Consider the following 20053-nt stretch of genomic DNA (forward strand, 5'->3'; position numbering starts at 1 on the left):
AAGCAGTTGTGAGTGGAGAGAATGGCAGACAAACAATTCGCACGAAGCGGGCCGGCGGAGTTCGATACCTTAGCCGATGACGATCCGTTGAGCGAACTTGCCCGCATTGTCGGTTACGATGCTCGGCCAGCCGTTCAGCAATTGCAGGAACTTCAGCGCCATCAGGAGTCGATCCGGCGCGATCCGGCCTTCGATCTCGAAGAAGAGCTGCTTCGTGCCTTCGACAGTTATGATGCTCCGCGCGCCGAGGCGGTTCATCCGGACAGTCGTCTCGTCGAGCATCCGGTAGCCCAGGCCGCCGCGGAGCCAGTCTCCGGGCCGGCCGATGAGGTCGATGCTGCACCCCCGGTCGAACTGCATTCCGGTTCGCACGTGCCCGCCCCCGATCAGGATTCCAGCGAAGTGGTTTCGCTGCGTCCGGCATCCGAGGAAGTCGCTTCGGTTGAGCCGGCCGTTGAAGCGTCCGTCGATGCGGAAGCGGCCCCCGTCGAGCCGCAGGATGAAAGCCCGGCGATAGACATCGATGCTTCGTTCGACCTTGAGCGCGAGCTCGAGCTTTCGCTCGGCCAAGACGACCTAGCGCCCGCCCTGGCGCCCGAACCGGCGCCGGCGCCGAGCGAAGACGCGGCGCAATTGACCTCGCCATTCGAAGCGGAAGACACTCCAGTCTTCGCTGATTGGGAGGAGCCGCTTGCGTCAAGACTGAACGCAGCCGGCCAAGTCCCCGCGCACGGGGAATTGTCAGAGCCTGTCTATGCGGAAGCCGTGTATGTCGATATGGCGGATGGTATCGCCGGGCAGCACGAGGATGTTGGTGGAAGCGCCACGGCTGTCGTCGGACAGCTTGAGGACGCCGTCTCCGAACCCGATGCCTCCGAGCACGTCGATCGACTGTCGGACGATGCTGCGCCTTTCGCCGTTCCGGCGGACGTTGAGGCCCAGGACGTCGGGCAGCCGCCCGTCCTGCCTGCTGCCGAGCCGGTCGCAAGGAAGAGCAGCTATCCCTTCACGCCCATGTTCAGTCGCGCAACCCCTGTCGCGTCGGCAGCCGGCGTCTCCGAGCAGCGCGCCTTCGCCGCGCCGCTCGCGCCCGTTGTCGCCAAGCCTCCGGTTGAATCGGTTCTACTGCCGCAAACCGCGCCGGCCGTATCCGATGAACTGGTGCGCAGCGAACCGGTCGAGGCGGAGCCGGAGCCGAGCATCGACATCGAAGATTTCGAGCTCCAGTTGGCCGATATCGCACTCGACAGGGGCGAGGAGGCCATGGGCGCCGGGGACAGTGGCGAAGAGGTCGCGCCCGCGACCGTGGCGGAGGCCCCACCCGTCGCGCACCCGGCGCTGGTCGAGCCGATCGCACAACCTTTCCTTCAGGCGCTGGCGACGCAAGCCGTGCCGGAGACTGATAGCCAGGAACTGCCTGGCGAGACTGCCGGTGTCGAGAGCGTGTCGGCCGATAACCCGCTGCCTTTCGACCCGGCCATGATTGCGGAGACCGATACCGGGGTGGCACCGATCGCCGAGTTGGATGTGCCGCAACTGCCGCATGTCGAGGTGGAAGAAAAGCCCGCTTCCTTCGCAGCCGACTACGATCTCGACATTGATGCAGAGATGGCGCAACTCTTCGGCAATCCGCCACGTGCCACCAAGGGCGGTCCCTCCGCTGCGGGACCGGCCTCGCATGCTGATCCGGCAGGCGATAGTGCGGTGTCGCTTGCTTCCATCAACGATTTCGACGAATTCGAAAAGGCGATGGAGGAGGATTTCCGGCGTTCGATGGAAGAGCGGCGCGGCGAAGCGCAGGATGTCGACCGGTTGGCGGCGCTGCCGCGCGGCGGTGACGACTACGCCGGCGAAGAGGGCTATGGCCGCCGTTCGCAGCGCAGCATGCTGTTGGCGGCAAGCGTGGCCGGCTTCATCATTCTCGGCGGCGCCGGCGTCTATGCCTGGATGGGTGGCAGCAGCGCTACGCTCACCGGCGACGGGCCGAAGATCATTCTTGCGGACAAGGATCCGGTGAAGATCGTCCCCGAGGAGAAGGGCGGCAAGACCGTGCCCAATCAGGACAAGGCCGTCTACGACCGTGTGGCCGGCGCGCGGAGCGATACACCGCGGCAGGATGCGCTGGTGTCCACGACCGAGGAACCGGTGGACGTGGTGCAAAAGACGCTGACGCCGGAGACGCTGCCGCTCGAAGGCAATGATTTTGATGATTCCTTGCCGGGCGTCTCCTCTTCGGAAGGCGAAGAAAACGCGCGGTTGCTGCCGGGTGAATCCGCAGCCGATCCGGCAGCCGAGGAAGAGAGGGCGCCGGCCGTCATGCCGCGGAAGGTCCGCACCATGATCGTCAAGCCGGACGGCACCCTGGTGCCGCGCGAGGAGCAGTCGGTCGAGCCGGAGAGCAGGGCAGCGGCTGTCGCTACACCTCTTCCGGCGACCGCTTCGGCCGAGGCGGGTGCTTCGGGTACTGAGGGCCAGGCCGCGGTTGCGGTGGCGGAAACCGAGATCAAGGGGGCCAGGCAGCCGGCTGGCAGCGAAAATGTCGCGCTCGCGACGCCAACTCAGGCGTCCACGGACGAGCTTACTCCGGTTCGGAGCGTCAAGACGACGACCATCGCAAGCGAAGCCCCGGCGGTGCCGCAGGCACGGCCGGAAGCTCCGGCAAAGCCTGCGGAGAACAAAGCGGCGGAAACCCAGGCGGCGACGGAAACGGCGGCCGCCGATCCTTCCGCAGCGCTTGCCACAGCCACCGTGCCGCCCGGCAGCTATGTCGTCCAGATCGCGTCGCTTCCCTCCGAGGCCGATGCACAGAAAAGCTACAACAATCTCTCGCGGAAGTTCGCGGATGTCATCGGCGGTCGCGGCGTCGACATTCGCAAGGCCGAGATTGCCGGGAAGGGCACTTACTATCGCGTCCGCATACCGGCCGGCACGCGGGAAGAAGCAAACGCGCTCTGCGCTCGCTACAAAAGCGCCGGTGGAAGCTGCCTCGTGACCAAATAGCCGGCAGCGCGATCGTTTGCTCGAATGGCGCGGCAGCCATGCCGCGCCCGTTCTTTTTCAGCGAAGCTGTGCATGAAGGGCGAAGACACGGTTTGCCGCTTCGCGCTCGCACCAGAGGGCACTATGATTCTCGCATGAGCGAATCAAAAGCATTTATCTCCGGCTGCAAAGGCTTGGTCCTGACGGCGGAAGAGCGCAGCTTCTTCGCCGATGAGCGTCCGTGGGGCTTCATTCTCTTTGGGCGCAATATCGGCGAGCGCTCGCAGGTTTGCGATCTGGTTGCCGCCTTGCGCGACAGCGTCGGCAATTCGACGGCTCCTGTCCTCATCGATCAGGAAGGCGGGCGCGTGCAGCGCATCCGGCCGCCGCTCGTGCCGCAATATCCGAACGGCGCGGCGATCGGCGAGCTCTATCGGCGAGACAAGGATCTCGGGCTGCGGGTTGCCTGGCTCCTCGGCCGCCTCCATGCCTTCGATCTGACGTCTTTCGGCATCACGGTCGATTGCCTGCCCGTTCTCGATGTGCCGGTGCCGGGGAGCCATGATGTCATCGGCAACCGCGCCTATGGTCATGATCCCGAGACCGTGACGGCCATCGGGCGGGCCCTGGCCGAGGGGTTGAAAGCCGGCGGCATGTTGCCGGTGATGAAACACATGCCCGGCCACGGCCGGACGCTGGTGGATTCGCATCACAGCCTGCCTGTCGTCAATTCCAGTCTGGAGGTGCTGACGGCGAGCGACTTCCTGCCCTTCGTCGCCATGAAGGACGAAGCGATGGCCATGTCGGCGCATATGGTGTTCACGGCGATCGATCCCGACAATCCGGCCACGACATCGCCGAAAGTCGTGCAGGAGATCATCCGGGGTCATATTGGCTTCGACGGCCTGCTGATGTCGGACGACGTCTCGATGAATGCGCTTGCCGGTGACATGAACGCGCGGGCGCGGGCGATTATCGACGCGGGCCTCGATCTCGTCTTGCATTGTCACGGTATTATGGAAGAAATGAAGTCCGTCGCAGATGCCGTGCCGATACTCACCGGCGATCGGTTGCGGCGGGCGAATGCGGCGGAGGCGGCCTTCCGGGAACCGGACAATTCGGATGAGGAGGCGCTGCGCTCCGAGTTCGACGGGATGTTCGCCTTGGCTTGATAGGGGCGTATCCGGCTCGACTGGGCCATGAGTCCCTTCGGGCGCGCAAGGGACGCTGTAGCTCCTATGGCAGAGGTGGCGTCGGCGGGCGCTGAAAGGGCGTGGTGGTGACGGGTTCGGGAGAAAGGCAGGGACAGCCCCAGGCAAAGGCGCCAATGGATCCCCTTTGGCAGGAGGACTCTGCCGACCGCGGCCTGCATGAGGAGGCGCTCGTCGTCGACCTTGCGGGCTTCGAAGGGCCGCTCGACCTGCTCCTGCACCTTGCCCGGAGCCAGCGGGTCGATCTTTCCCGCATCTCTGTCCTGGCTCTGGCCGAGCAATATATCGCCTTCATCGAGCGGGCCCGCTCCATCCGCATCGAGCTTGCGGCCGATTACCTGGTGATGGCCGCCTGGCTCGCCTATCTCAAGTCACGACTGCTGATCCCGCAGCAGACGAGGGAGGAGGGGCCATCCGGTGAGGAGATGGCTTCTGCGCTGGCTTTCCGGCTGAAGCGGCTGGAGGCGATGCGCGACGCGGCAACGAGGCTCGTCAATCGCAACCGCCTCGGTCGCGATGTCTTCGCGCGTGGAGCGCCCGAACACATCGTTGCCGAGAAGAAGTCCGGCTATGACGCTTCGCTCTACGACCTGCTAAGCGCCTATGCCACATTGAGGCAGCGCCAGTCGACGACCCAGGTGACGATAGAGAAGCGTCATGTCTGGTCGCTTTCGGATGCGCGCCTGATCGTTGCCCGCCTGGTGGGCGGTCTCGACGATTGGACGGCGCTCGACCAGTTTCTCATCCGTTACATGACAAGTCCGAAGGAGCGGGCGACCGTGATTGCAAGTTCCTTCGCCGCATCCTTGGAAATGGTGCGGGAGGGAAGGCTCGAAATCCGGCAGGAGAGTGCCTTCGCTCCTATTTATCTGCGGCGCGGGCCAAATCCGATCGATGCCGCGACCCTGGCGGAGATGGAGGCGGCGCGTGGCTGAGGCGCAAAGATACTTGCCCGGGATGCCCGACGACGAGGAAGCGATCGATGAGGTATTCATCGATCCGGGGCTGGAGCAGGAGGCAGAGCGGATCGCGGAGGCGCTTGTCTTTGCCTCGGCCCAGCCGGTTTCGGAAAGCTATATCGCCAGCCGCATCCCGCGCGGGGTCGACGTCGGGCGGCTGATGTCCCGGCTGAAGACAGCCTATGCCGCTCGCGGCGTCAATCTCGTTCAGGTCGCCGACCATTGGGCCTTCCGCACCGCCGCCGACCTCTCCTTCGTTGTCCAGACGGATGAGCAGGAGGTCAAGAAACTGTCCCGAGCCGCACTCGAAGTCCTGGCGATCATCGCCTATCACCAGCCGGTGACACGAGCCGAAATCGAAGACATTCGTGGCGTACAGACCTCGAAGGGCACGCTCGACGTGCTGATGGAGGCTGGCTGGGTGCGGTTTCGCGGCCGCAGGCGCACGCCCGGCCGACCGGTGACATTCGGGACGACGCGCGACTTCCTCGATCATTTCGGGTTCGAGGAGATCCGCGATCTTCCGGGCATGGAGGAATTGAAGGGGGCAGGACTCCTCTCCGGGCGCGTACCCTCCAACCTGCATATTCCCGTTCCTGCGGGGGAGGACGAGTTTTCCGACAACGAGGATCCCATCACCCAAATGGACCTCGAGGAACTCGGCCTCTTGACTCCGAAGGCAGAAGAAGACGATTAAAAATCCTGAGTAAGGATATCGGCTTTAAGGCTCGGGTACGCGGTTCGACCGAGTGCCTTCGGGTCAGGGAATGCAGACCATGGTTTCAGATTCGCTCAGCGGCACCGTCGCAACGACAAGGCGGCCTGGAGTGTCGTTCGCGGCGAGCCTTGCTTTCGAGAACATCAGCCACCGCTATCACTCCAAGGATACGATCAAGGGCGTGTCGCTGAAGGCCGAGGCTGGCGAGGTGCTCTGTCTGCTCGGTCCCTCCGGGTCCGGCAAGACGACCTTGCTTCGGATCGCCGCGGGAATAGAGATGCAGACGGGCGGGCGCCTCCTCCTGAACGGTCGGGAGATATCGGGGCCGAGCGTGTTTCTTCCCCCGGAAAGGCGCGGCGTCGGGCTGATGTTCCAGGATTTTGCCCTCTTCCCGCACATGAGCATCCGCGACAACGTCTGCTTCGGACTGACCGCGCTGCCGAAGAAGGAAGCGCTCATTCAGGCCGAGGCGGCTCTCGACCGCGTCGGTTTGCTGCACTATGCCGACCGCTATCCGCATGTACTCTCGGGTGGCGAGCAGCAGCGGGTGGCGCTCGCCCGAGCGCTTGCCCCGCGACCGGCGGTAATGCTGATGGATGAACCCTTCTCCGGCCTCGATTCCCGGCTCAAGGACTCCATTCGCGCCGACACTCTTGCAATTCTTCGTGAAACCCGCGCGACGGCGATCGTCGTGACGCATGACGCAGAAGAGGCGATGCGAATGGCCGACCGGATCGCGCTGCTGAAGGATGGCAGCCTTGTCCAGGTCGGAACCGCCGACGAAATCTATCGCAGGCCGCGTGATCTCTTCGCTGCCGGTTTCTTCTCCGAGATCAATGTTTTCGATGCGCGCGTGCGCGGCGGTCTCGTCGAGACGCCGCTTGGGACGGTGCCCGCGGGGCAATTCGGCGAAGGGCAGCCTCTGAGTGTTGCCGTCAGGCTCTCCGGTGTTCAGCTGCAGGAAGAGGGTGGGGCGATCCCCGCGCGTATTGTCTCGCGGCGGTTCCTGGGTGTCGTCGAACTCCTCGAACTTGCAGTTCCTCAGTCGGAGCGCACCGTTCGGGCACGCATACGCGCCGACCTGTTGCCGCAAGGATTGCGTGACGTCACGCTTTGCGTTAACGAGCGCGACATATTGGTGTTTGAAAAAGACACCGCGACATCCTAGGTTCCGTCTAGGACTACAGCGCCCCGCGTCTTAATGGACGCGCGAAGGTCGCTGTAGCACTTTGAATCGCTGCATGTCTTTGTCCTTTGATCGAGGTCGATTAAAGGATACATGCAGTAGGCGCGCGTTTCGGCCCGCCTGAAAAATGACAACGTGATGGCCTTGAATATGCAGGGCATCGAGGGAGTAAGTGGATGGGTTCCTTTAGCATCTGGCACTGGCTGATCGTCCTAGTCGTCGTGCTGCTGTTGTTTGGCCGTGGCAAGATTCCGGAACTGATGGGCGATCTGGCCAAGGGCATCAAGAGCTTCAAGAAGGGCATGAGCGACGACGACGCCGTTGCGGCCGACAAGCCGATCGACGGCAAGACCGTCGAGCACAAGTCCGACGAAGTCCGCTAACGGTCGGTACATGGGCGGAATATCGGGTGCGTAGCCGCGCCCGAGAGGCCGCATTGCGAGTTTGTAGGACGCGTCGGATGCTTGATATCGGCTGGACCGAACTTGTCGTCATTGCAATTGTCTTGATCGTCGTCGTTGGTCCGAAGGATCTTCCGCCGATGCTGCGGGCCTTCGGACGAATGACGTCGAAAATGCGCGGCATGGCCGGCGATTTCCGGCGACAGTTCGACGAAGCATTGCGCGAGGCCGATCTCGACGACGTCCGTCGGACGATAAGCGATGCCCAAAGCCTTAATCCGACGACCGCGCTGCGGGACGCGATGAACCCGCTGCGGCAGCTCGGCAACGAGATCAAGTCCGATCTGCAGAAGGCCGCAACGCCCGATAAGGCCGCGCAAACCGCACCGGAGTCGGGCACTGTGCCGGCGAATACGTCCATGCCAGCTGTGGAACCGGGAGAGGCGGTCGCAGCGACCGCAGCCGAAACTGCACCGGGCGAGACGGAGCGTTCGGCGCCGGCGACGCAGGCGGCCGACGCGAAGCCGAAGCGCGCAGCCAAGCCCAAAGCCGAGCCGAATACGCTCGTGGCAGCAAAGCCGGCACCGAAAAGAGCCTCCGCTGCGGCGGCGGCGAAGAAGTCAACGGCAAGGAAACTGGCTGCCGGTTCGGCCGAGGTCGAAGCGAAGAGTGGAAAGACGCGAGCGGCTTCGCGCAAGAAAGGTGACGCATGAGCGGCGATATGGAGGACCGGCCGCAGCCGCTGATGGAGCACCTGATCGAACTGCGCGCGCGGTTGATGTGGGCGATTGGAGCGTTCTTCGTCGCCTTCCTCGTCTGCTTCTATTTCGCCAAGGGATTGTTCAACCTGCTCGTCCTGCCGTTCAAGTGGGCCGTGAGCTGGGCCGGGCTCAGCCATCGCAATATCGAGTTGATCTACACCGCGCCGCAGGAGTTCTTTTTCACCCAGATCAAGGTCGCGATGTTCGGCGCGCTGGTCATCGCCTTTCCGGTCATTGCCTCGCAGATCTACAAGTTCGTCGCGCCGGGGCTCTACAAGAACGAGCGGGCGGCCTTCCTGCCGTTCCTGATCGCTTCGCCGGTCCTGTTCCTGATCGGCGGCGCGCTTGTCTATTTCTTTTTCACGCCGATGGTGATGTGGTTCTTCCTGGCGATGGAGCAGGGCGGTGGCGAAGGGGAGGTGTCGATCCAGCTCCTGCCGAAGGTCTCGGAATATCTGAGCCTGATCATGTCGCTGGTGCTCGCCTTCGGCCTCGTATTCCAGTTGCCGGTCATCACGACGCTGCTCGCGCGCGTCGGCTTCGTCACTGCGGATGGGCTGGCCGCGAAGCGGAAATATGCAATCGTCATCGCCTTCGTGGTTGCTGCGGTTCTGACCCCGCCGGATCCCGTTTCGCAGATCGGTCTTGCGCTACCAGCCATCCTTCTCTACGAAATTTCCATCTATACGGCGCGACTCGTCGAGAAGAAGCGAGCAGCCGAAGCCCTCTCGACCGAGTTGGCTTCTTCGCAGGAAGGTTCCTCCGAGACGGCTGGCCCTGCCAAGGGCTGACCCGTCCGACGATTCCGTGCCGCGTCCTGCAGCAACCGTGCCCGTTCGTACACGCGCCGGTCGTTGTGGCACTTTGAAATCGCTGCTGGCTTTTCGCCTGGACCGAGGCGGTCCCAGGACTGGCGGCACCAACGCGTGGAACGACTATGCTCGATATCAAATGGATCCGTGAGAATGCTGCCATGCTCGACGACGCCCTGCTAAAGCGGGGTGCGGAGCCATTGTCGGCGTCTCTGATTGAGCTTGATGAACGCCGCCGCGCCATCCTTTCCTCGCTGCAGGAAATGCAAGCGCGCCGCAACGCTGCCTCGAAGGAAATCGGCGCGGCCATGGCGCAGAAGAACGGCGAGCTCGCTGAGAAGCTCAAGGCCGAGGTCGCAGAGCTGAAGAACGCCCTGCCCGCGGCAGAGGACGAGAGCCGCCGGCTGGAGGCCGAACTGACGGATGCCCTGTCGCGCATCCCGAACATCCCGCTCGAGGACGTTCCGGTCGGCCCCGACGAAACCGCCAATGTGGTGACGCGGGTCGTCGGCTCAAAGCCGCAATGGAACCATAAGCCGTTCGAGCATTTCGAGGTCGGCGAAGCGCTCGGCTTTATGGATTTCGAAGGCGCGGCGCGCATAGCCGGCGCACGTTTCACCATTCTTAGGGGCCAGCTTGCGCGCCTCGAGCGTGCGCTCGGACAATTCATGCTCGACCTGCATACGCAGGAGCATGGCTACACCGAAGTTCAGCCGCCGCTCCTCGTCAGAGACGACGCGATGTATGGAACGGGTCAATTGCCGAAATTCGCGGAAGACCTCTTCCGGACGACCGATGGACGTTGGTTGATTCCGACGGCGGAGGTGCCGCTGACGAACATGGTCCGCGAGCAAATCCTGGAGAAGCTGCCGTTGCGCTTCACTGCATTGACGCCCTGCTTCCGCTCGGAGGCCGGTTCTGCCGGGCGCGACACCCGCGGCATGTTGCGTCAACATCAGTTCAACAAGGTCGAGCTGGTTTCGATCACCGATGCCGAAAGCTCAATCGACGAACACGAGCGGATGACGGCTTGCGCCGAGGAAGTGTTGAAGCGGCTCGGACTGCATTATCGCGTGATGACGCTCTGCACGGGCGACATGGGCTTCGGCGCGCGCAAGACCTATGACCTCGAGGTCTGGCTGCCGGGGCAGGACACCTATCGCGAAATCTCGTCCTGCTCGGTCTGCGGCGACTTCCAGGCGCGGCGGATGAACGCGCGCTATCGCCTGAAGGAGGACAGGGCAACGAAATTCGTCCACACGCTCAACGGTTCGGGCGTGGCGGTGGGGCGTGCTCTGATCGCAGTCATCGAAAACTATCTCAATGAGGACGGTTCCGTGACGGTACCGGACGTTCTCGTGCCCTATATGGGCGGGTTGCAGCGGATCGAAAAGGCCGCGTAAGGCACGCGGGGCGAGCGAGAGAGGCGGCATGCGCATCCTGCTGACGAATGATGACGGCATCCATGCCGAGGGGCTCTCCGTCCTGGAACGGATTGCGCAATCGATTTCGGACGACGTCTGGGTCGTCGCCCCGGAAGTGGACCAGAGCGGCCTTGCGCACTCGTTGACGCTTTCGGAGCCGCTGCGCCTGCGCCAGGTCGCCGAGCGGCGCTTCGCGCTTCGGGGAACGCCAACCGATTGCGTGATCATGGCGTCGAGAAAGATCCTGGACCGCAAGCCGGACCTCGTTCTCTCGGGCGTCAATGTGGGGGCAAATCTCGCCGACGACGTCACCTATTCCGGCACGGTCGCCGGGGCGATAGAAGGGACGCTGCAGGGCGTTCGCTCGATGGCGCTGAGCCAGGCCTATTCTCACTCAGCCGGGGCAACGGTGCCCTGGGACGTGGTCGAGGCGCACGCGCCGGCGCTGATTGGCCGCTTGATGCGGGTCGACCTGCCGGACGGCACCTTGATCAATCTGAATTTCCCCAATTGCGCGCCGGATGCGGTTGCTGGCGTGGAGGTCACCTCGCAAGGCAAGCTCGAGATCGGGCTCAGCATCGACGAGCGCCTGGACGGCCGCGGCTTTCCCTATTTCTGGCTGCGTTTCGGCGAGCGCTCCGGCGACTTTCGCTCCGGCACCGACATTCGGGCCTTGCGCGACAACCGGATTTCGGTGACGCCGCTGAAGCTGGATATGACCGACTACACGGTTCAGGAGCGCATCGCCCGGGCATTGCTGAAAGGGACTGCTGCTTGAGCGGGCGTGTCGCGCAGCAGGAAGGGCTTGCGGCGATGGCACTTCGCCTCCGCGCAGCCGGCGTCGTGAACAACGACCTGCTGAAAGCCGTGGAGCAGACCCCGCGCGGCCTGTTCTGTCCGGCGCCCTATCAGGAGGACGTCTATTCCCGGCGACTGATCCCGCTTGATTGCGGCTCCTTCATGGAAGGATGCGATTTTGCGATTCGGCTCATCCATTGCCTCAATGTCAAGCCGGGGCAGCGCGTGCTTGAAGTGGGCACTGGCAGCGGCTTTACCGCCGGTGTCATCGGGCGCCTCGCAGAGCGGGTGTTGACGATCGATCGATATCAGACGCTGGTGGGGACCGCGCAGAAGAATCTCGAGAAAGCCGGCATCCGCAATGTCGTCGTGCGACATGCGGACGGCAGCGTCGGGGCGCCGGGCGAGGGCACCTTCGACCGCATTCTCATCACTGCCGCTTTCGACAGTCTGCCGCGCATGTATTCCGATCACCTCGTATCGGGCGGCACCTTGCTGGTGCCGATCATGATGAACGAAACGCGGTGCCGCATCGTTCGCGTCAACCGCACGGGCAGCCGCTTCGATCGGGAGGACCTGTTCGAAGCACCTTACCTCCCGATCGTCCCGCAGCTGGCATCCTTCCTCTGAGCAGGTCGCCATGGCCGGCGCGTCGCAAACAGCTGATTCGCACAAGGCCAGCTTGCCCTCCAGCTCCTGCCTCAGGCCCCGAAAGCATTGTTCTCGATCAAGTGGTTAACCCTTTATTAACCCGCCTCCAGCTTCGCGCAAGCTTGTCGCCATAGCCCGGAAGGGCACGATGGTCGTGGCGCGCTTGAGCTGTGATTTCTGCGTTGTTCGTTTGGATCGTGCAGATGATGGAGACGGCAGATGCAGATTGCGAACAGGTTGACGGGCGCTGCGACGGGCGATGGTCTGAGTAATCTCGCCGGGCGGTCGGCGGACCAGGTCGGGACCACTGGCAAGGAAGATGCGAGCGCACAAGCGGCGCAGGCGGCATTTTTCGACCCGACGCCGCGCATCTCCCTTTCGGTCGATGCATTGCTTTATCTAAGCCGCACCAAGAAGACGCCGGAGAGGGCGCCGCCCTTGACCGCCGACGAGTGGAACAACCGGCTCTCTCCGCAACTAGCGGCACGGGAGCACCAGGTCTTCGGGAGGTTCGCCGATAGCGGCGATTACAGGGCCTATTACCGAGCCTTCATCGAGTACTACGATACTCTCCGGCCGGAGGATCAAAACAGCCTGCGCTATTTCGGTACGCGCGAAGCGTCAGTCGCGGGATTACGGTCGCTCGAATACGACGCCGAGAGCGGCCTCGATGGCGATTCAAGTTTCAAGAGGATCGTCAGCGTGTTTCTCGATGAGGACAAGACCGTCTCTTCGGCTGCTCCGCTCGATCCAGAGCCGGGCGACGAACGATTTTTGGGCTGGGATGCGTCCAATATCAGCTATGAGACGGAAACGCCGGAATCGCGATCGCTTTCGGAAATCGAGCGCCTCTATTCGGAACTCCTATAGGCCGATCAATCCCGCACGGCTCCGGCGCCGGGGCGGCATCATGGTTAGCGTTTCGTCAAATCGCCGCCGCCCTTAACCGGCCGGTAACTCTAATGCGCTTTAATCATTCCACAGCGAGTTGCGTTCGGAGTGGGTAAGCGTCATGCGTCAGTTTTCATCTCCCGGTGCAGGGAAATCCTTGATCCGCCTGTGTGCGGCGGCCTTGTTGGCAAGCGCCGCGGCAGGCTGCAGCTCCGGTGTAAGCCGCTTCGATGGGCTCTTTTCAAGCTCCGACGCCCTGACGACAGGCTCGATCCCGCGCAACACGACTCCCGTTCCGCGAGGCGATATATCGGGCAGCCAGAGCGTCGCCCTCGGTCAGAATTATCCGGATGCCGGCGGAACCGGGTCCTACGGTCAGGTGCATGCCGTTGCCGCGCCGGTGTCGAGTGCCCGCGTAGCGTCGACGCCGATGAATGTACAGCGTACGGCCCTGGCCGAACCGGCGCCGGCCATTCCTCGCCAGGCGCCGGAGACCCCTGCCGCCCGCCAGCCGCAGCCAATTCTCGCAAAAGCCGAACCGCTGCCGACCTCTTCCAGGGAGCGTTCCGGCAAGGGCGGCTGGAGCACGGAAAACGCACCAACGATCATGGTACGCCCGGGGGATACCGTAGCCGTACTGGCGCGCCGCTTCGGTGTACCGGAAAAGGAGATCCTGAAGGCCAATGGCCTGAATTCCGCCGGACAGGTGGAGCCGGGCCAGCGCCTCATCATTCCGAGCTTTGGCGGCGGAAGCAGCGCCGCGAAAGCGGCGGCGTCAAGTTCGATCGCCGATATCGAGGGTGGCAACAAGCAGCCATTGCCGCTGCCCGCTGGTCAGCGTGAAGTCGCGATCCTGCCGGGGCAATCGCAACTGCGCGAGAAGGGCGAGGAGCGCGCGAACGTTGCAAGCGGAAAGGTCGATGCTGCCGGCGAGGGCGGTGGCGCAGGTGGGCTCTACACAGTCAAGGCGGGCGACTCGCTCAACCGGATCGCCAAGGCGAATGGCGTGTCCGTCGCTGCCCTCAAGCAAGCGAATGGGCTGACGACCGAATCGATCCGCATTGGACAGAAGCTGAAAGTGCCGGGTGGCGCCGTCGCTGGCGACGCGACCGCTTCCGTTCCTTCGAAGAGGGCGGAAACGAAAGTGGCGTCGCTCGATCAGAGCAAGCCGACGGAATACAAGCCGCCTGTCGTCAAGGAGAGCGTTTCGGAGGCGGCAGCTAAGTCCGACGTCGACGCGGAGTCGCCGAAATCGACCGGAATCGGCAAATATCGCTGGCCCGTCCGCGGCGCGGTCGTTGCCGGCTATGGCGCGAATGTCGACGGCAATCGCAACGACGGCATCAATATCTCGGTGCCGGAAGGGACGCCGATCAAGGCGGCCGAAAACGGCGTGGTCATCTATTCCGGCAGCAGTCTGAAGGAACTCGGCAATGCCGTGCTGGTCCGCCACGACGATGGCACAGTCACCGTCTACGGCAATGCCTCGGAACTCAATGTTCAGCGGGGGCAGAAGGTCCAGCGGGGCCAGACGCTCGCTTCTTCGGGCATGACCGGGCGCGCCACCCAGCCGCAGGTGCATTTCGAAGTCCGCAAGAACGCGACACCGGTGAACCCGGCAACCTACCTGGAATAGCCGTAGCACTTTGAATTGCTGCGGGCCTTGTCCTTGAGCCGAAGCCTACTGAACGAACTTGCAGTAACTAGAAGGCGCGCCCCGTGTCCCACCGTCACGCGGGGTCGCGCAATGACCGGCGCAGACGCCCCGCAAGATCCTGAATGAACTGCCAGGCGACGCGGCCGGACCTTGCTCCCCTTGTCGTCGCCCACTCGAGCGCATCGGCGTGAAGGGTTTCCCGCTCGACAGGCAAATCGTAGTAGCGTGCGTAACCGTCGACCATGGCGAGATAGTCGTCCTGGCTGCATTTGTGAAATCCGAGCCAAAGGCCGAAGCGATCGGACAGGGAGACCTTTTCCTCGACGGCCTCGGAGGGGTTGATTGCGGTCGACTGCTCGTTTTCCATCATGTTGCGCGGCAGAAGGTGCCGGCGGTTCGACGTCGCGTAGAGCACGACATTGGCCGGGCGCCCTTCGACGCCGCCGTCCAGAACGGCCTTCAGGGACTTGTAGGACGTGTCGTCATGGTCGAAGGACAGATCGTCGCAGAAGACGATGACGGGCATCGGAGCAACCTTGAGGATTTCCATCAGGGCCGGCAGCGTCGCAATGTCTTCCCGGTGCACTTCGACGAGTTTCAGTCCGGCACCGGTGTTGCGGGCTACTTGCGCGTGGACGGCCTTGACGAGCGAAGACTTGCCCATGCCTCGCGCACCCCAGAGCAGCACGTTGTTTGCCGGATAGCCTTCGGCGAAGCGGAGCGTGTTGTCGAAAAGTATGTCGCGAACATGATCGACGCCGGTGATCAGCGCGAGCTCGATCCGATTCGGCTTTTCCACCGGCTGCAGATGACGGGTCGCCGGAGCCCAGACGAAGCATTCCGCGCGAGCCCAGTCGTTGACCGCTTCACCCGGACCGGCAATCCGCTCGAGGGCTGCGGAGAGCTTCTGTAATTCATTGATGAGGACGTCGATCTTGCTTTGGTGCATCTGCTCGTCTCCGGATCGCCGCGGGCGTAGCGCGGCCACTCGTCGGTGTGTCCCGTCACGCCGCCCTCGGTGGGTTCTTAGGAAGGCTGCTGGCGCGTTTTTCCTCGCTAGCACGGTGGTTTGCGCTGGAAAAGCCCGGGCGCGCGTGCGCGAGGGGTTCTCCTATCGCGCAATTTGTGTCAGAGGCAGGAGCAACGGAGCAGGGTACCGACTTTATTGTCGTGAAATCATTTCCCATATTCCGGCGGATTTCGCGCGGGAGAGCAACCGCGCAGCTGAACTCAAGGAGTGATCGATGTTCATTACCGAAGCTTTCGCGCAGACGACTGCCCCGGCCGCTGGGGGCGCCGATATCCTGATGTCCATCCTGCCGTTCATCCTGATTTTCGTCGTGATGTACTTCCTGATCATCCGGCCGCAGCGCGCCCAGATGAAGCGTCGCGAAGAGCTCTTGAAGAACATTCGCCGGGGCGATCAGGTGGTCACCGGTGGCGGCATCGTCGGCAAGGTGACGAAGGTCGTCGACGATTCGGAACTCGAGGTCGAGATTGCCGAGGGCCTCAAGGTGCGTGTCGTGCGCAGCGGTATTTCCGAGGTCCGCGTCAAGGGCGAACCCGTCAAGGAATAAGAGACGGCGCGAGCCCTGACCAGTTGCTGCATATGGTTTCTGACGAGTATGCAGCAATCTTCGCGCGTCTTAAGGACGCGCGGCGTCCTGGGCCTGGCGATGGAGCATTCGACGCATGCCCAAATTCTCGCCGCTGAAGAACGCCGTTATCTGGCTCGTCGTTCTGGCCGGTTTTGCCTTCGCACTGCCGAACTTCCTCCCGAAGGAGCAGCTTGCCGGTTGGCCGAACTGGCTGCCGCATCGCCAGGTCCCGCTAGGGCTCGATCTGCAAGGCGGTGTTGACATCACGCTGAAGGTCAGCCGCGACGACATCGTGGCCGAGCAACTGGATGCGACCATCGATGCGATCAGCCGGGCACTGAGGGCGGCGGATATCGGTTATGCGCGCCTTTCCGGAAGCGGTCAGGCCATTCAGTTTCGGCTTCGCGACGCCGCGAAGCTGCAGGACGCACGCGAAGCCCTGCGCGCATTGACGGCGCCGGACGATGAGGCTGAACTTGCCGCGGAGCCATCGACGGCGGCGGGATCTCTGCGCTTCCGCCTGAGAGATGAGGCTATCGATCGCCGCTTGGCCGAGGCGGTGTCGCACGCCGTCGAAGCTATTCGCCGACGTGTTGGCGAGGTCGTCGCCCTCGAGCCCTCAATCGCGCGCCGCGGCGCAGACCGCATCAGGGTGCAGGTGCCGGGATTGGATAACCCGCAACGGCTCAAGGATGTTTTGAGCCAGCGCGGGAAGGTCAGCTTCCACTGGCTCGATCTGTCGATGCCGGCTGAGCAGGCGGTCGATCAGCGTCCGCCGGCATCGTCCGAAGTTCTTTACTCGCTCGACGATCCGCCGATCCCCTACCTCGTCGAAAGGCGCTCGCTTGTCGGTCCCGAGGACTTTCTCTCGGCGCAGCCGGTGTCTGATCCATCAAGCGGGGAGCCCGCCGTCGACGTCACCCTCAAGCCAGAGGCCCTGTCCCGGATTGCACCGACGCTGCAGGCGGATGCGGAGCGGCAGTTCGCAATCGTGCTCGACGGCCAGGTCATGTCGACGCCCACCATCGCCGATGCGTTCAGCGGGGATACGGTCCGTATCGCAGGCGCAATGTCGGAAGAGGGGGCGAACGACCTCGCCGCAGTGCTGCGGGCGGGCCCGCTGCCCGTTTCTCTCACGGTCATCGAGGAACGCACCGTTGGGCCCGAGTTCGGCATGGATGCCATCGAAAGCGGTCTTGAGGCAGGATTGATCGCTGCGCTGGCCGTTGCGGCTTGCATGGTCGGCTTCTACGGGTTTTTCGGAGTCGTCGCCGTGGCGGCGCTCGTCGTCAACCTCGTGCTGATCATCGCCGCCCTGTCCCAGCTGGGCGTGACGCTGACATTGCCCGGAATTGCGGGAATCATTCTTACGGTCGGAATGGCAGTCGACTCGAACGTGCTCATCTATGAGCGGCTGCGGGAGGAGGCGCGCAACAGCAGCGAACCATTGCGGCAAACGCTCGACAATGGCTTTTCGCGTGTGTTGAGAAGCATTTTCGACGCAAATCTCTCGATATTCGCCGCCGGGGCCATTCTCTTCCTCCTCGGTGCCGGCGCCGTGCGCGGTTTTGCGGCCACGCTTGCCATCGGCAGCATCACCACAATTCTGACGGCGCACAGCCTCACGCGTCGCCTCATTCGCGGCTGGTATCGGCGCCGCCGGCCGCGGCACCTGCCGAGAGGCATTCGCACGGGCTTTTTCGCTGAAGCCGATATGCGCTTCATGGCGATCCGCAACCCGGTTTTCATTTTGATGGCGGCGCTTTCGCTCTCGGCGCTCGTCGTCCTCGTCGGCGTTGGCCTTAACATGGGTGCCGACTTCAAGGGCGGTTCGCTTGTCGAACTGCGTGCGAAGACGGATGCCGCAGACATCGCCGGTATTCGCGCGCGTCTCGACGAACTGAATCTCGGCGACGCCCGCATCCAGCCGCTCGGCTCTCCGCGTGACGTTCTCGTGCGCATTCCTTCGCACGAAGCTGGCGACAATGCCGAACAAACCGCGGTCGATCTGCTGCGTGCCGAACTCCAGGATGATTATCTGCTTCGGCGCGTGGATGTGGTCGGGCCGGCGGTTTCCGGGGAGTTGACGCGCGCGGGAACGCTTGCGGTCGCAGCCGCGATGCTGGCCGTCGTCCTTTACGTCTGGCTCCGCTTCGGTTGGCAGTTCGCCACCGGCGCCATCGTCGCAGTGTTCTGCGACGTGCTCCTCAGTGTGGGTTTCCTCGCCGTCACGGGGGTGGAATTCAGCCTCGTGAGTCTTGCCGCGCTGCTTGCGATCGTCTGCTATTCGCTGAACGATACGATGGTAGTCTACGACCGCATCCGCGAGAATCTCGTGCGCTACCGCAGGATGCCGCTTTCGGTCTTGATCGACACGTCGATCAATCAGACCCTTTCCCGTACCGTTCTGACGGCCTTGACGACGGCGCTGGCGCTTGCCGCCCTCTACCTCTTTGGCGGCAGTCGTCTTGTCGAATCCTTCAGCGCGATCCTCCTTTTCGGCGTGCTTGTCGGCACTCTCTCCTCGATCTATATCGCGGGGCCGGTGCTCATTCTCTTCGGCCGCCGCAACATTGGGCTCGATAGCGAGTTGGGAGAGCCGGAAGGGACGCGGGAACAGACAGCAAAGGGTGCACCCTGACATGGCAAAAGGCATTGAAATGCGCGAAGCGCATTTTCCGGGGCGCGCGCCGATTGATGCCTACGGCAATGGCGGTTTCCGTTTCGCGGACATGTCGCACCGTGGCTCGGTGCTGATGCTGCCTTCCGGCGTCTACGCCTGGGACATGGTGGAGGGCGATCCGCTGGTGATCGCCAAATTCCAGCGCATTCTGCAAGAGGCGCACGAAATCGAAGTGCTGCTCGTCGGTACGGGGCGCGAGATCCGGCCTTTGCCCGCGGATCTGAAGGCGGTTCTCAAGGCCGCCAATATTTCCTCGGATCCCATGAATACCGGTGCGGCGGTCAGGACCTACAACGTCATGTTGGCAGAATCGCGTGCCGTCGCCGCGGCGCTGATCGCAGTTTGACGAGCGAAGGAAGTCCAAGCCGTGCAACCGCCTGATGCCCAGATTCTCGCAATGCTGCGGGATACGGACCGCGATCGCTACCTGGCCTGCCTCCTCTCGGCCCAGGAGAAACGGCATGCCCTGGCGGCTCTCTACGCTTTCTACGCAGAGATTGCGCGGGTTCGCGACGTCATTCGCGAACCCCTGCCAGGAGAAATCAGGCTGCAATGGTGGCGCGACGTATTGGGCAATGAGCAGTCGACAGGCGAGGGGCATCCGATCGCCGAAGCACTGCTTGCCTGCATCCGTGAACATCGCCTGCCGGTCGCCGTTCTGCAGAACATGATCGACGCGCGGATTTTCGATCTCTATGACGATCCCATGGAGGACCGGTCGGCTTTGGAGGGCTATGCGGGCGAAACGGCATCGGCGTTGATCCAGCTCGCGTCCCTGATCCTCGATCCCGAGAATGCAGCCGCTTCGGCGGAAGCGGCCGGCCATGCCGGCGTTGCCCAGACGATTGCCGGCCTGCTGCTGCTCTTGCCGCTGCACAGTCGGCGCGGACAGGTCTATTTCCCGGGGGAGATCCTGAGTGCGACGGGCCTCGACAGGGAGACGCTGCTCGAGGGGCGCGACGAGGACGCGATCGGCAGGGCCGTGCAGGCGTTCTGCGGTCTCGGCCGTGATCATCTGATGAAGGCCCGCGGCAGCATGGGATCGATTTCTCCGCGGAACTTCGCGGCGTTCACTCCGATCGCCCTGGCCGAACCGGTCTTCTCCCGCGCCGAGGCGGCTGCAGGGGGCATCCTCAAGCAGTCCATTCAACCGCCGCAGTGGCAGCGGCAATGGTGGATGTGGAGGGCTAGTCGGCGGCGGCACTTCTAAGCAGACAATCGTGGGTTTCTGACGATTGTCTGCTTGGATTCCATAGGACAGCGCCGCAGGTCGACGTCGATTTAGGCGATGTACACTGGTCAAGTTGGCGCAAGTCTGAAGCGG

18 protein-coding genes are annotated in these 20053 nt (G+C 63.2%); 17 read left to right on the forward strand and 1 reads right to left on the reverse strand.

The features are described 5' to 3' along the window. Positions 1-21 precede the first annotated feature (21 nt). The 13 genes from AC4P1R_RS05815 (at position 22) to AC4P1R_RS05875 (ending at position 14427) form a co-directional block, all read left to right on the forward strand. Positions 22-3000, forward strand: coding sequence for an SPOR domain-containing protein (locus tag AC4P1R_RS05815; protein WP_492177484.1), 2979 nt, complete (start codon positions 22-24; stop codon positions 2998-3000). A 134-nt stretch (positions 3001-3134) separates the two neighbouring features. Beyond that, positions 3135-4151: a beta-N-acetylhexosaminidase gene (nagZ, locus tag AC4P1R_RS05820; RefSeq protein WP_069457794.1), complete on the forward strand. Its 1017-nt coding sequence runs from the start codon at positions 3135-3137 to the stop codon at positions 4149-4151. Between the two features lie 155 nt (positions 4152-4306). After that, a complete protein-coding gene (locus tag AC4P1R_RS05825) occupies positions 4307-5125 on the forward strand; it encodes a segregation and condensation protein A (protein WP_069457793.1) in 819 nt (272 codons plus the stop codon). Beyond that, entirely contained in the window at positions 5118-5846 is a 729-nt protein-coding gene (gene scpB, locus AC4P1R_RS05830; RefSeq protein WP_106407792.1) for an SMC-Scp complex subunit ScpB, read from the forward strand. Before AC4P1R_RS05825 ends, scpB begins: the two co-directional genes overlap by 8 nt. Positions 5847-5925: 79 nt before the next feature. Beyond that, positions 5926-7035 carry an ABC transporter ATP-binding protein gene (locus tag AC4P1R_RS05835; protein WP_069457791.1) on the forward strand — a complete coding sequence of 370 codons (1110 nt, stop codon included), beginning with the start codon at positions 5926-5928 and terminating at the stop codon, positions 7033-7035. A gap of 194 nt (positions 7036-7229) precedes the next feature. Next, entirely contained in the window at positions 7230-7436 is a 207-nt protein-coding gene (locus AC4P1R_RS05840) for a twin-arginine translocase TatA/TatE family subunit (protein WP_069457789.1), read from the forward strand. Positions 7437-7513: 77 nt separating this feature from the next. Then, complete coding sequence (tatB, locus tag AC4P1R_RS05845) at positions 7514-8167, forward strand: Sec-independent protein translocase protein TatB (protein WP_069457788.1); 654 nt, start codon at positions 7514-7516, stop codon at positions 8165-8167. Continuing rightward, positions 8164-9006, forward strand: a complete 843-nt coding sequence (gene tatC, locus AC4P1R_RS05850; protein ID WP_069457787.1) for a twin-arginine translocase subunit TatC — start codon at positions 8164-8166, stop codon at positions 9004-9006. The genes tatB and tatC overlap by 4 nt, the downstream gene beginning before the upstream one ends. A 146-nt stretch (positions 9007-9152) precedes the next feature. Further along, complete coding sequence (gene serS, locus AC4P1R_RS05855) at positions 9153-10430, forward strand: serine--tRNA ligase (RefSeq protein ID WP_069457786.1); 1278 nt, start codon at positions 9153-9155, stop codon at positions 10428-10430. A gap of 28 nt (positions 10431-10458) precedes the next feature. Further along, positions 10459-11229, forward strand: a complete 771-nt coding sequence (surE, locus tag AC4P1R_RS05860; RefSeq protein WP_069457785.1) for a 5'/3'-nucleotidase SurE — start codon at positions 10459-10461, stop codon at positions 11227-11229. Beyond that, the gene (locus AC4P1R_RS05865; RefSeq protein ID WP_069457784.1) at positions 11226-11879 is read left to right on the forward strand and encodes a protein-L-isoaspartate(D-aspartate) O-methyltransferase; all 654 of its coding nucleotides are present in this window, start codon (positions 11226-11228) and stop codon (positions 11877-11879) included. The genes surE and AC4P1R_RS05865 overlap by 4 nt, the downstream gene beginning before the upstream one ends. 240 nt (positions 11880-12119) lie before the next feature. Continuing rightward, positions 12120-12770, forward strand: coding sequence for a biotin biosynthesis protein BioC (locus AC4P1R_RS05870; RefSeq protein WP_492177485.1), 651 nt, complete (start codon positions 12120-12122; stop codon positions 12768-12770). 142 nt (positions 12771-12912) lie between these two features. Then, complete coding sequence (locus tag AC4P1R_RS05875; RefSeq protein WP_069457782.1) at positions 12913-14427, forward strand: LysM peptidoglycan-binding domain-containing M23 family metallopeptidase; 1515 nt, start codon at positions 12913-12915, stop codon at positions 14425-14427. A gap of 94 nt (positions 14428-14521) precedes the next feature. Here the strand turns inward: AC4P1R_RS05875 and AC4P1R_RS05880 are convergent, their stop codons facing one another. After that, complete coding sequence (locus AC4P1R_RS05880) at positions 14522-15397, reverse strand: ATP-binding protein (protein WP_069457781.1); 876 nt, start codon at positions 15395-15397, stop codon at positions 14522-14524. A gap of 295 nt (positions 15398-15692) precedes the next feature. Between AC4P1R_RS05880 and yajC the strand changes: the two genes are divergently transcribed. From yajC to AC4P1R_RS05900, 4 genes are all read left to right on the forward strand, one after another. Further along, the gene (gene yajC / locus AC4P1R_RS05885; protein ID WP_069457780.1) at positions 15693-16025 is read left to right on the forward strand and encodes a preprotein translocase subunit YajC; all 333 of its coding nucleotides are present in this window, start codon (positions 15693-15695) and stop codon (positions 16023-16025) included. A 115-nt stretch (positions 16026-16140) separates the two neighbouring features. Beyond that, on the forward strand, positions 16141-18687 hold the full coding sequence (gene secDF, locus AC4P1R_RS05890) for a protein translocase subunit SecDF (RefSeq protein WP_492177486.1): 2547 nt from the start codon (positions 16141-16143) through the stop codon (positions 18685-18687). Position 18688: 1 nt separating this feature from the next. Continuing rightward, complete coding sequence (locus tag AC4P1R_RS05895) at positions 18689-19075, forward strand: Mth938-like domain-containing protein (RefSeq protein ID WP_069457778.1); 387 nt, start codon at positions 18689-18691, stop codon at positions 19073-19075. Positions 19076-19096: 21 nt separating this feature from the next. Then, positions 19097-19939: a phytoene/squalene synthase family protein gene (locus AC4P1R_RS05900; RefSeq protein ID WP_069457777.1), complete on the forward strand. Its 843-nt coding sequence runs from the start codon at positions 19097-19099 to the stop codon at positions 19937-19939. Positions 19940-20053: the final 114 nt, after the last annotated feature.

It is taken from the genome of Sinorhizobium sp. Y406 (assembly GCF_058732025.1).